The organism is Psychromonas arctica DSM 14288 (assembly GCF_000482725.1).
GTDB lineage: Bacteria > Pseudomonadota > Gammaproteobacteria > Enterobacterales > Psychromonadaceae > Psychromonas > Psychromonas arctica.
In genome coordinates, this window is the sequence record NZ_KI519489.1 from 34,545 (window position 1) to 47,148 (window position 12,604).

Annotated in this window: 12 protein-coding genes; 5 read left to right on the forward strand and 7 right to left on the reverse strand. The window is 37.5% G+C overall.

Going from position 1 to position 12,604, the window contains the following annotated elements:
• Positions 1-517 precede the first annotated feature (517 nt).
• The 3 genes from H592_RS0120570 to H592_RS0120580 all read right to left on the reverse strand — a co-directional run bounded on the left by H592_RS0120570 (position 518) and on the right by H592_RS0120580 (position 4,596).
• Entirely contained in the window at positions 518-2,197 is a 1,680-nt protein-coding gene (locus tag H592_RS0120570; protein WP_028870421.1) for a methyl-accepting chemotaxis protein, read from the reverse strand.
• A 312-nt stretch (positions 2,198-2,509) separates the two neighbouring features.
• Positions 2,510-3,358: an S-formylglutathione hydrolase gene (fghA, locus tag H592_RS0120575; protein WP_028870422.1), complete on the reverse strand. Its 849-nt coding sequence runs from the start codon at positions 3,356-3,358 to the stop codon at positions 2,510-2,512.
• 104 nt (positions 3,359-3,462) lie between these two features.
• Positions 3,463-4,596 (reverse strand): S-(hydroxymethyl)glutathione dehydrogenase/class III alcohol dehydrogenase, encoded by a 1,134-nt coding sequence (locus H592_RS0120580; RefSeq protein WP_028870423.1) that lies wholly within the window; start codon positions 4,594-4,596, stop codon positions 3,463-3,465.
• Between the two features lie 107 nt (positions 4,597-4,703).
• On the opposite strand from H592_RS0120580, the gene H592_RS0120585 reads away from it, so the two are divergent.
• The 3 genes from H592_RS0120585 (at position 4,704) to H592_RS0120595 (ending at position 6,236) form a co-directional block, all read left to right on the forward strand.
• Positions 4,704-5,570, forward strand: coding sequence for a LysR family transcriptional regulator (locus tag H592_RS0120585; RefSeq protein WP_028870424.1), 867 nt, complete (start codon positions 4,704-4,706; stop codon positions 5,568-5,570).
• Positions 5,571-5,710: 140 nt separating this feature from the next.
• Positions 5,711-5,959, forward strand: a complete 249-nt coding sequence (locus tag H592_RS0120590) for a type II toxin-antitoxin system Phd/YefM family antitoxin (protein ID WP_028870425.1) — start codon at positions 5,711-5,713, stop codon at positions 5,957-5,959.
• Positions 5,949-6,236 carry a type II toxin-antitoxin system RelE family toxin gene (locus tag H592_RS0120595; protein WP_028870426.1) on the forward strand — a complete coding sequence of 96 codons (288 nt, stop codon included), beginning with the start codon at positions 5,949-5,951 and terminating at the stop codon, positions 6,234-6,236. Before H592_RS0120590 ends, H592_RS0120595 begins: the two co-directional genes overlap by 11 nt.
• A gap of 207 nt (positions 6,237-6,443) precedes the next feature.
• On the opposite strand, the gene H592_RS0120600 is transcribed toward H592_RS0120595, so the two are convergent.
• Positions 6,444-6,680: a hypothetical protein gene (locus H592_RS0120600; RefSeq protein WP_028870427.1), complete on the reverse strand. Its 237-nt coding sequence runs from the start codon at positions 6,678-6,680 to the stop codon at positions 6,444-6,446.
• Positions 6,681-7,790: 1,110 nt separating this feature from the next.
• Here H592_RS0120600 and H592_RS0120605 point away from each other — a divergent pair.
• Complete coding sequence (locus H592_RS0120605) at positions 7,791-8,270, forward strand: hypothetical protein (protein WP_028870428.1); 480 nt, start codon at positions 7,791-7,793, stop codon at positions 8,268-8,270.
• A 397-nt stretch (positions 8,271-8,667) separates the two neighbouring features.
• Here the strand turns inward: H592_RS0120605 and H592_RS0120610 are convergent, their stop codons facing one another.
• Positions 8,668-9,339: an alpha/beta hydrolase gene (locus H592_RS0120610; protein ID WP_028870429.1), complete on the reverse strand. Its 672-nt coding sequence runs from the start codon at positions 9,337-9,339 to the stop codon at positions 8,668-8,670.
• A gap of 53 nt (positions 9,340-9,392) precedes the next feature.
• Positions 9,393-9,869: an Lrp/AsnC family transcriptional regulator gene (locus tag H592_RS0120615; RefSeq protein WP_156916169.1), complete on the reverse strand. Its 477-nt coding sequence runs from the start codon at positions 9,867-9,869 to the stop codon at positions 9,393-9,395.
• 329 nt (positions 9,870-10,198) lie between these two features.
• On the opposite strand from H592_RS0120615, the gene leuA reads away from it, so the two are divergent.
• On the forward strand, positions 10,199-11,935 hold the full coding sequence (gene leuA / locus H592_RS0120620; RefSeq protein ID WP_028870431.1) for a 2-isopropylmalate synthase: 1,737 nt from the start codon (positions 10,199-10,201) through the stop codon (positions 11,933-11,935).
• A gap of 337 nt (positions 11,936-12,272) precedes the next feature.
• Here the strand turns inward: leuA and H592_RS0120630 are convergent.
• The coding region (locus H592_RS0120630) for an IS66 family transposase (RefSeq protein WP_028867674.1) at positions 12,273-12,604 on the reverse strand (332 nt) is incomplete at its 5' end.

Below are 12,604 nucleotides of genomic sequence, written 5' to 3' on the forward strand. Positions count from 1 at the left end.
TAGTTAGCTTGCTAAGTAAATAGCTGGCTATTTAAAAGTTGATAGGAAAGTATTAGTGTTAATGGATCGAATGCTGAATCATTGAGCGGTGATAGTCTGCCAAAGATGGTCTTACCCATAATTTATAACCTAATGATTCATCAGCTAATAATCCATCAGCTAAAAATCCATCAACTAATAGTTCATGGCCTTATATAAAAGAGGAGTAACAATTAGGTGTGAAGTAGTGAAGTTCAGTGATCATGAGCTGTTTAGTGATAGTGATACCTAAAGTGACTGCTAGGTAAAATGATTAGCGATAAAGTAATAGTAAGGTCAGCTGATGAGGTTGATGACATGTAGTACGGCCTCTTTTCTAAAATTTTAAAAAAGAGGCGTTGGTTGAATGATTAAATAAATTGATTCATTCAACCTCTTTATTAGATAGCTGATGAAGATGTCATCAGCTATCTAGAGAGTGGTTATTCACTGGGATCTAAGGTGCTAGACTCATCGAAAGGTAATGGTTTCTAGCATCTTATTTTAATTTGAAATAACTCACTGAACTGAGCAGTTGTTTACTTAGTTCTGATAGCGAAGAAGCAGAGGTCATCGACACTTTTGCTCGATTGGTATTTTCCACTGAGACTTGGTTAACTTCATTAACATTTATTTGTATTTCATCAAGAGTATTAGTTTGTAATAACGACGCTGCAGACGTTTCTTTAGAAATATCTTTAATCTTCTCTACGGAGAGATTAATCTCATCGATGACCTGACCTGTATGCGTAACATGCTCAACACTTTCCAATGATTTAGTATGACTATTATTGATAACAGAAACAGCTGATAGTGTGCGTTTTTTAAGTGACTCAAGTGTTGTTTGGATTTCTCCTGTAGAGTCTTGAGTGCGTTTAGCTAAATTTCTGACTTCATCCGCTACTACGGCAAAACCTCGACCGTATTCACCCGCTCGTGCAGCTTCAATTGCTGCATTTAATGCTAATAAGTTAGTTTGATCTGCAATACTTTTAATCACTTCAAGGATGCTAATGATATTATCTGCTTCGGCATCTAATTGTTGAATAGCGGATACTGAGTTTTCAATCTCGCCCGCTAAGCTTTGAATAGAAGTAATAGTGATCTCAACTCTCCGTTTCCCTTTTTGTGCAGACTCAATTGCATTATTTGATTTAGCAACTGCGTTATCTGCTTTTTCAGACAACTGTGTGGAGACAGAATAAAGCGCATCCACCGAGCCTGACAGTTTAGCCATTTGTGAATGTTGGAATTCAGCATTATTGATTCTTAATTTATTATCGCTAACGAGGCCTACTATTTCTTTATCAAGGTTATTTGCGAGTGAAATAACTGATTTAAATATGTTTTTTAGATCGGCCATCATACTTAAAATAGAGCGTTTTATTTCGCTGATTTCATCTTTATTATCCTTCACCTCAATGGTTTTACTGAGATCTCCTTTAGATAAAGAGTGAGTGACTGAAACAATTGATTGCAAGTCTTTTTTTAGCTTAGTGAGCATTAAAAAGGAGAAAGTAATAACCATTACAAAAATACTGATCGCTAATATAGTAGATTGCAGCACATTTTTATTTTCAGCTACAATTATTTTTTCTGAGCGGATATTCACTAACTTATCATACATTACGTTAATGGATTCAATACTTTTAATGACGGGAGGGAAAGCTAGTCGCGCTGCTTTTTCTGCTTTTTTTCGAGTAATAAAAGTTGCTTGAGTTAACCACACATTAGTTAGTTCAGAAAGTGATAGATCCAGGTGCTCTATCTGTTTTAGCAGTTGATCCCTACTGTTGAGAATACCAACTTCAGGTTGTAGTTGTAGTTCCGAATTCCATTCACTTTCAAGAGTATGACTTGCTGTCATTAAACTTGTAATATAATCGTTGAGCATTAACTGAACATTATCGGTTGCTTGTTTTAATTCTTTTTCTTCTATCGCGCGCGCCGAAAATTTCATGCCCATATCTTCAGAGAATTGATAAGCCTTAAGGATATCTTTCCACTTATTATTCACACTTGTGTAGAACTCTCTAATCTCTGAATCTAAGGCAATATTATCAACTACAGTTTGACTATTAATGACCAGTTTTATAGACATAAAGAGTAATGAGCATAATAAAATAACCACTAAGCTCGATATTTTGAAAGACAGCGTCAAGTTTTTAAGTAAATTCAAAGTATACATCCATGTAAAGAAATAATGAAAAATAGGCTGATTGATAAGCTTTAGGAAGCGTATTTGTTAGATCAGGATTGAGTGAAAAATAATACCTCAATAAGGGTAGATGTGATTTTTTAAAATACAACGTATCACTGTCAATAATAATCAATATCAGTGGGTTATTAGGTAAAAGTGGGATGAGGTTAATTGTACTGTGTTGTTTTATTGTTTCACTTTGTTACTAGCATTAAGCTTTTGTCGCTGAAGATGGAGTAAGCATGTGAGAACTATCATTATTGATTAGCTCTCGACAATTGGGCTAACCTTTTACAGCAAGCCTAAATTTTTAGCATGGAACTGTAGGTGTGAATCAATATAACTACTGATAAAGTAATAACTGTGGTCGTAACCTTCACGCATATTGAGTTGGAACTGGTTTAATTGAAGGTTAGCAATTGCGGCTAAGTTTTCAGGTTTCAACTGTTCTTGTAAAAACGAATCGTTGCTACCTTGGTCAATTAAAATAGGTTGATGATTTTTTTTCTGTGCTAATAATTCACAGCTGTCATAGGCTTTCCATTCTTCAACATTATCACCTAAATAAGCACTGAATGCTTTTTCTCCCCATGGACAATTAATAGGGTTACAGATTGGACTAAATGCACTGATTGATTGGTATAAATCAGGATTCCGTAAACCAATTGTTAATGCGCCATGCCCACCCATTGAGTGACCGCTGATCACACGTTGTTTGGTGACTGGGAAGTTAGCTTCTATTAAAGCGGGTAACTCATTAACGATATAGTCGTACATTTGATAATGCTTATTCCAAGGTGCTTGTGTGGCATTAAGGTAAAAACCTGCACCTAAACCAAGGTCGTAAGCTTTATCTTTATCGTCGGCTACATTCTCGCCACGTGGGCTGGTATCTGGTGCAACAATCGCAATACCTAACTCAGCTGCTAACTTTTGTGCGCCTGCTTTTTGCATAAAGTTTTCGTCGCTACAGGTTAAACCTGATAACCAATACATGACTGGTACTGGGTTATTACTGCTTGCTTGCGGCGGTAAATAGATGGCAAAACGCATTTCACAATTAAGTACGTTTGATGAGTGAGTATATTGTTTATGCCAACCTTCAAATAGTTTATTGCTGCTGATATTTTCAAGGATCATAATATTGCTCGTTTTTAATTGAAGTAGACCAAACAGCGGTCCTGCTTGGTCTATAAGTGAGGATTTTAGCTACGTATGTTAGCTAGGTACTTTAGTTACTTACTCTATTTATGGTCGAAGTGAATAACAGTACGGATACTTTCGCCACTGTGCATTAAATCGAAAGATTTATTGATATCTTCCAATGGCATAGTATGCGTAATAAAGTCACTCAACTTGAACTCTCCAGCCATGTAACGTTCAACAATTGCTGGTAATTCCGAGCGACCTTTAACACCACCAAATGCAGTACCACGCCATACACGCCCAGTCACTAACTGGAACGGACGAGTAGAAATCTCTTTACCAGCGCCAGCAACACCAACGATCACTGATTCGCCCCAACCTTTATGACAACACTCAAGTGCGCTGCGCATTACGTCAACATTACCGATACACTCAAATGAGTATTCAACACCGCCATCGGTCATTTCAACGATCACATCTTGGATAGGTTTATCGTAGTCTTTAGGGTTAATGCAGTCAGTTGCACCTAGTTGTTTTGCTAGTTCAAATTTACTTTCATTAATATCAATACCAATGATTTTATTTGCGCCAGCCATTTTTGCGCCAATGATAGCTGATAGACCAATACCACCTAAACCAAAGATGGCAACGTTATCGCCTTTTTCAACTTTAGCGGTGTTTAATACCGCGCCCATACCTGTGGTAACACCACAACCTAATAAACATACTTCTTCAAGTGGTGCTTCTTTGCTGACTTTAGCTAATGAGATCTCTGGTAATACTGTGTACTCAGAGAATGTTGAACATCCCATGTAGTGGTAAATGGGTTGCCCGTCTTTATAGAAACGGCTAGTGCCGTCTGGCATTACGCCACGGCCTTGTGTTTCACGTACTGCGCTACATAAGTTAGTTTTACCTGATTTACAGAACTTACATTCACCACATTCAGCCGTATAAAGGGGAATAACATGGTCTCCGACACTAACACTAGTGACGCCTTCGCCTACCTGTTCAACAATACCACCACCTTCATGGCCTAAAATAACAGGAAATAAACCTTCTGGATCTTCGCCAGATAAAGTAAATGCATCGGTATGGCAGACACCAGAAGCGACTACTTTAACTAATACTTCACCTTTTCTAGGCAACATTACATCAACTTCTTCAATAACTAGTGGTTGATTTGGGCCCCAAGCGATCGCTGCTTTTGATTTAATAAATTGGTCTGTCATATTTACTCCGATTATGTGTGTATTGCATTTTAATAGGTCTATTATATTTGTTTCTGAATTAATGATAATCTACCTAAAATGAAAATTACTTTTACTAGGTGGTAACAATGAAGTGGCAAGGTATTAATGAATTTGTAGCGGTAGCTGAAACCCAGAGTTTTTCATTAGCCGCTAAAAACCTCAATATATCAACCGCACAAGTAAGCCGTCAAATCAGTGCGCTGGAAAAACGTTTAAAGGTAAAACTGTTCTACCGTACCACACGTAAAGTATCACTAACACAGGAAGCACAGCTATTTTATCAGCATTGTCGTCACCTATTAGATAGTCTTGATACCGCAGAACAAGCTATAACCAATCTGCAAAGTAGCCCGCAGGGGAAAATAAAACTAACTGTGCCAGTTACTTATGGCGAACAAAAAATATTGCCATTAGTGAATGACTTTGTAGCGTTACATAATGAAATTGAAGTGACAACCGAGCTAACCAATCATCGTGTCGACTTAATTGATGGTGGCTTTGATATTGCTATTCGCCTAGGGCAATTACAAGACTCAACCTTAATCGCCAAACGATTGAGCCAACGTTTTAATTATGTGTGTGCCACGGAAGATTATTTACAAACACACGGCCAACCTCACTCATTATCGGAGTTAAAACATCACAATTGTTTATTGGGCACGCGAGACTATTGGCGCTTCATTGAACAAGGTAAAGAAAAAGCGGTGAGGGTAAAGGGAAATTTACGCTGTAACAGTGGCTTATCGCTGGTGGATGCTGCATTAAAAAATATTGGTATTGTGCAGTTACCGGATTATTACGTGCAAGCGTATATAGAGTCAGGCCAGTTAGTGACGATTTTGGATCAGTTCAGAGAACCCGCAGAGGGTATTTGGGCGGTCTACCCACAGAATCGCTATATGTCACCGAAGATCCGTTTGTTAATCGATCATCTTGCCAAGTATTTACAGTGATTAGAGCTTAAGTTATAGGGGAATTTTAATCAAAGGAGCTAAATTTCATACTTGGCTAATTCAATATTGAATTGCTTTATTGGACATTGAATATTATAGTGAGACCTATTTGAAGACCTTTTAATAGTACCGAGAAACGTATGACAAAAAGAATATTAACTGAAAATGCTGCGAGTATGAGTGAGTTAAAAGCAAACCCAATGAAAGTCGCTTTAAGTGCTTCTGGGGAAGCAATTGCTGTTCTTAATAGAAACGAGCCTGCTTTTTATTGTGTGCCAGCTGAAACCTATGAGCTTTTAATGGATCACGTAGAAAACTTAGAGTTATTAGCCTTGGCTGAAAGTAGAAAAGATGAAATAAGCATCAAGGTTAGTTTAGATGACTTATGAACTTGAATTTAAAAAGTCAGCTTTAAAAGAATGGAAAAAATTAGGCTCTACAGTACAAATTCAATTCAAGAAAAAACTTATTCACATCTTAGAAAATCCACACATTCCAAGTGCTAAATTATCTGGTGGGACCGATCTTTATAAGATCAAACTAAGACAAGCAGGTTATAGACTAGTTTATGCTGTTAACGATCAGGTCATTACTGTTACTGTTATTTCAGTAGGAAAACGAGATAAAAGCAGTGTCTATAAAGAAGCAATGAAGCGGGTCGATTAAGGTTAAGAATTAATATTTTTTCGATGGGTTTAGTTCAGAGAACCTGCAGAGGGCATTTGGATGGTCTACCCAGGTGAATCATTATGTAACGGAAGCCCCGTTTGTTAATCGATCATCTTGCGAAGCATTTACAATAAAAAAATAAAGCGCGTACCAGTCCCCTAATACACGCTTTATATTGTCAGCATTGGTTAATTAACTTCAATTTTAGTTTGTTAAATTAAGCATTTTCCATTGTTTTTTACGGTTTTTTTTCCAATTTCTTTGCTGTTTTGACCAGTAGTCATTGCTGGTTTCTATACCGTGTGGAAAACAATGATTACATCCCATCTCTTCACCAACACAAATTCTGGAAATAAAAGTGCCTGAAATTTTATGAGGCATTGCTGCTAAACCAGCTTCATTTGCACCGTACGCTGAAATTAATTTACTTTCTTTTTTCATTTTCTCTCTCCTAGGAAATACCTAGAACAGAGAACCTTTTAGAAATTGTATTAACATAATTCCCCCTTAATCACTCCATTGAGCACCATCACCATTAACTCTATTACAAGTTGCTACCACTTACAGAAGTGCCCACTGGAAAGAATTTACCATAGCATAATATACCTAAAAAAATTATAAAAATGATTTTTGTTATTGATTTGTATAGTTTTAATCGGTAAGCCACAAGAAATATAAGTTATGTCATTAGTATCATTTTGCTGATGCTCTGCTTTCTTTCTATTTGGAGTAGAAAATGATCCGCTGTCAGTTACTTGGATTTATTTAGGTAATAGATTCTATTTTGATGAATGAAAGAAGTCGATCAAGTACTAAAGTTTCAAAAACAGTTGAAGCTGTATTATCTCGAAGATCATAGCAACAATAAGTGATGCAAATTGAAATACGATCTTAGATCTGTTTAGGGGCTTGCAGAGCGGATTTGGATGGTCTATCCACAGAATAGTTATATCTCACCGAAGATTCGTTTGTTGATTGATCATCTTACGAAGCATTTGCAGTAAGCGTCGGTGATTAATTATCGCTGGTGTTTTTACATAAAATGTAATGGATATCTGCATTTTCTCGGTGATTTTTGGCTTGGTATTTAATTCTAGTGGAGACGCTATCCGCAAAGAAATCCAAAGATGCTGGTACTGATTCACTTTCCAATTTAATCTTTATTTTTTATGTGGCGCTTATCAATGACTCCTCTGAAACTAAAGCAAATGAGCTGTCTGCTGTTACTCAAATGAATAGCTAGTTTTATTTGTAGATCTATCTCGTTCTTTTTAATGATACTCGCTCGATACTTCAGTATAACGACGATACAACTTATTTTGGCCAGAAGAAAAATATACCCTTCCAATTTTCTTATTAAATTTTTAATTTACACATTGAAATTACCTCTAATTAATTACAAAATACACATTAATTTGCTGTTTAATTGGTTTGGTGATAATTTCATTTTTAATTCAATATGTTGTGATAAATGCAATGAATTAAGCATCACTAACTGTCCCAGTGAAATCAAAGTTGCATTATTCATTAACAAGGAAAAAAGGAAAAAAAATGAAAAAAATACTCATATCAATCATCACGATACTAATTATCACTGGTTGTTCTTCTATCCCAGTCGCTAATACAGATAATGAAGAGCATAAGAAGATAGTCTCTTTTAAGCCAGCTAACGATAGTAGCGTTATTTATTTATATAGAGATCGAACTTCAGATTTTGGGCTGTTTGAATTATCGATTGATATCGGAGGGGACGATATTGATACTTACGCTGCATGTTATCGCAGGATTGAGCTTTCGCCTGGGCTGTATCACATTGAAGCAGATCATCCTGATGTGTTTGGTTTTGAAGACGAAATTGACTTTGATGCAGTATTAGGTGAGATAAGCTTCTTTGAATATTTACCTATCGCTAGGTTTGGTGTACCGGGATCAACAAAAATAGTACCAAAGGAAAAGGAGGAGGCCATCAATATAATAAAATCTCAAAATTTATGTGCTAACCCTTTAGTTAAGATAATATCTAAAAGCTAACCAGTAAGCAGCTGTTACAGGTGTCATTTTAGTTTATTTTTCTTATGACACCTTTAACCATCGAGGCAGTGCTGCAACGGTAAATTAAAACATAGAGTTCAGAAAAGTTAATAGAGAATCAAAGTTAAAAAAGTAAACTAAATGAAGGAGTCGAAGTACTTCTGTACTGTTTAGAGAAACGTGTGTCGCCAGCTGAATGAAAAAGCAGTTAATAAACATTGTGATGATCTGACCAGCGTAGATTAATCAACGAAGTAATAAAGCCCAAAACTGATTAAATTGAATTCCCACAGAGACAATGGAAACCAGATATTATTTTTATTTACCGAGGACGAAGCTTAGCCTTAACTGCTTTTTTTAAAGTTGTAAAGCTGTCAACCCAATAGCAATATAAACCTTACTTCAGCACCTTTTGTAGCCATGCCGAAATATCTCTCAACTGCTCAGCGACTACCGTATGTGGCATTGGATATGAATACCACTGTACTTGATATCCGGCATTAACTAATAATTGATTCGCCATTTTACCCGCGCTAAAAGGCACCACGTCATCTTGCTCACCGTGTTGATGTAAAATCGGTGTTTGCTGATTTTCAACGGCTAATGATGCAGGCAATTGATCGCCATTAGGTAAGTAGCATGACATCGCTAAAATACCCGCCAGCTTTTGCGTATACCTTAATCCAGTAAATAAGCTCATCACGCCGCCTTGGCTAAAACCTGCCAATACTATCTTGTCACTGGCAATCCCGTTATCAAGCTGCTCTTGTATCAATCCTTGAATAATTTTTTCTGAATGAAGTACGTCGGCAATATTTGCTCGATTGTGTAAATCCATGCTTTTAATGTCATACCATGAGCGCATCACTGCACCTTGATTAATGGTCACTGCTTGCTCTGGAGCATGTGGAAAAACAAAGCGAATTTGATGATCCTGTGGTAATCGTAAGACCGGAACAATCGGTGAGAAACCTGCGCCAGAATCGCCTAATCCATGCAACCAAATTACACAGCGTGTTGCTTTTGATGAAGGTTCGATGGTGATCCTATCTAATTGTGTTACTGACATTTGTGGGTCCTTTAATCTGTACTATGTATAAATTTTTATAAGTTATCGTTTTATTAATCAAGCGGTAATGCGGTTTTCTTAACAACTTCACGTAATACAAAACTGGAATGTACTCCGGTTACGCCTTCAAGCTTGGTAATATGTCCCAATAGAAACTTCTCGTAATGCTGCATATCTCGCACTACCACTTTTAATAAAAAGTCTGCTGATTGGCCTGTGACGATTAGGCACTCTAATACTTCCGGTAATGATGAGACTTCTCTTTCAAAGTTTTCAAATCGTTCTGGAGTATGCCTATCCATACTAATACCGATCATTGCGGTTAGGTTTAAGCCTAAGGCTGCTGGTTTTAATAGAGTGACGTGTTTATCAATAATGCCAGATTCTTCTAGACGTTTTACACGTCGAGAACAGGGAGTAGGGGATAAGCCAACGCTGTCAGCTAACTCTAAATTACTGATCCGCGCATTACTTTGCATTAAGCGCAATATTTGTTTGTCAGTTCGGTCTAATTTGATCACTGAGTGCATGCTTTAACCTCTGTTTGGTTTTAATCACTACTATTTTTGGTTTAAATAGGTTTTTGTTGCGATAATTTGCCATTAAATAAGCGAGTTTGCAATCATTCACTCCATAAAATTGTTTATAGTTTCACTATGGATAGCGAGCGAAGTTTCTAACCGGAAACGGGTGGCAATAACCTTACCATGGTGAGCCAACTCGCTGATTCTTTTGTTTTATCTTAACCAGAGACAAAATAAAAGAGTCCTAACCAACTACTATGCAGACCAAAGACTAAGTAGGACAGAATAAGATAGCAACAAACCGTTAATCGAAGGATAGTTTTAGGGAATCTCTTATGTCAATGAATAGCAATCAGCCATCTAGCTTCAATCATAAAAAGTATCGTGCTTTTACGCCTATTCAAAAAACCGATAGACGTTGGCCAAATCGCACAATTACCCAAGCACCAGAGTGGTGTAGTGTTGATTTAAGAGATGGTAATCAAGCGCTGATCGAGCCAATGAGTCCAAGCCAGAAATTAGAGTTGTTTAAGTTATTAGTTGATGTTGGTTTTAAAGAGATTGAAGTGGGTTTTCCAGCCGCTTCAGCCCCTGACTTTGATTTTGTTCGTCAATTGATTGAGCAAGATTTAATTCCAGATGATGTAACGATTCAAGTATTAACACAGGCTAGAGAGCCTTTAATTGCACGTAGTTTTGAAGCCTTAAAAGGCGCAAAAAAAGCGATTGTGCATTTGTATAATTCAACCTCTACGGTGCAACGTGAACAAGTTTTTAAAAAATCTCGTGAAGAGATTAAAAGCATTGCAGTGCAAGGTGCGCAATGGGTAAAAGAGATGGCGTTACAGCAGCCTGAGACCTATTGGTCTTTTCAGTATTCCCCAGAAAGCTTTACCGGTACAGAAATGGACTATGCATTAGAAGTCTGTGATGCGGTCATCGATGTGTGGCAGCCGACAGTTGATAACAAAGTGATCATCAACTTACCTGCGACGGTAGAAGTCTCAACTCCTAATGTTTATGCCGACCAAATTGAATGGATCAACGATAATATCAGCCATCGTGAAGCGGTAAGAATTAGTCTGCACACGCATAATGACCGTGGTTGTGGTGTCGCGGCTGCAGAGTTAGGTGTGTTAGCCGGTGCTGACCGTATCGAAGGTACTTTGCTAGGTAATGGTGAGCGTACTGGTAATATGGATATTGTCACCATGGCGATGAATATTTATAGCCAAGGCATTGACCCTGAATTAAACTTCTCAGATATGGATCGTATTATTTCAACCGTTGAGCGTTGTACGCAATTAGCGGTTCATCCTCGTCATGCTTATGCTGGTGAGCTTGTGTTTGCAGCCTTTTCAGGTAGCCATCAAGATGCGATAAATAAATGTATGAGTATTGATGCTGAGCAGCGAGAGCAAGATCCTGATGCACATTGGCAGGTCGCTTATTTACCTATTGATCCTCGAGATCTAGGTCGCTCTTATCAACAAGTCATCCGTATTAATAGCCAATCGGGCAAGGGCGGTGTTGCTTATGTACTTGAGCAAGATTACGGCATTCAAATGCCACGTTGGATGCAAGTTGACTTTAGCCCATATATTCAAGAGTTTGCAGAACAAAGCGAAGCAGAAGTTGGTCCTAAAGCGATTAAAGAGATTTTTTCTAGTACTTATTTAAATCCACAACAAGCAGCGAAAATGGCCGATTATCAATTAAACCGTGAGGGTAATGTAGATACTTTACAGGTTGAATTAGAAACAGCGGATCAAGTTGTTGGTATAAAAGGCGAAGGTAAAGGTGTGTTAGATGCCTTTGTTAAAGGACTAAGCGCTAAGATTGGTCATGACATTGTATTACTTGATTATAATGAGCATGCTATGCCAAGTAAATTAGGCGCTGAAAATGAACAAGCCGAGGCAATGGCTTACGTACAAATTAGCATTAAAGGTCAGCGTTACTGCGCCGCATCACATTGCGAAGATATTGTTACTGCATCAATGCAAGCGGTATTAAATGCATTAGGTCGAAGTGGTGTAGAGATAGAATCAATTGTATCGCTATCTGCTTAGAGAAAAGAAATGATGATTCGCTAGCGTTATAATGCAGCTATTAAAATAAAGGCTTCAACGATCATTTCATGATCATTGAAGCCTTTATGGTAGTAGCGATTGGTCGATTAAGCTGGACAATGATTAAGCTAGGCCTAGATAAATACGTACCCGTGACGTTATTTTTAAATTAAATGATATATCAGTTAAGCTAAACCCCAGTTACACAGAATTATTGACAGGGCCATTAAGCCAAACCTAAACGACGCCAATCTCTATTTAAACCACGTCATAAACGGCCAACTCAATAATATTGTCATCACTCTTCAAACAAGACTCTAATCAAAAAATGCTGTAACTACTCAGCAGGGATAAAAATATTAGGTAGCATGCCATTCAACAATAGCGTTAAAGCAGTAGAGCCACTTACTCCCTGCTTTTTACAGCTTGATAAGTAACTACGAAGACCAAAAAACATTTCTGCTCCATATTCGCTCCTGAAGCAGCCCGAGATCTTCTGCTGAACTTTTGCCATCCTCAAGTCATTTTCGCCTTGATTATTAGTAAAAGGTACGGCTTTATCGATCATAAACCTGAGTACGTCATCTTCATAATTTTGTAAACGCTCAAGTAAATTTCTAGATTTTGTTTTTTTCACCCTGCCTCGTTGGCGGGTAGTTGGTATTGGTA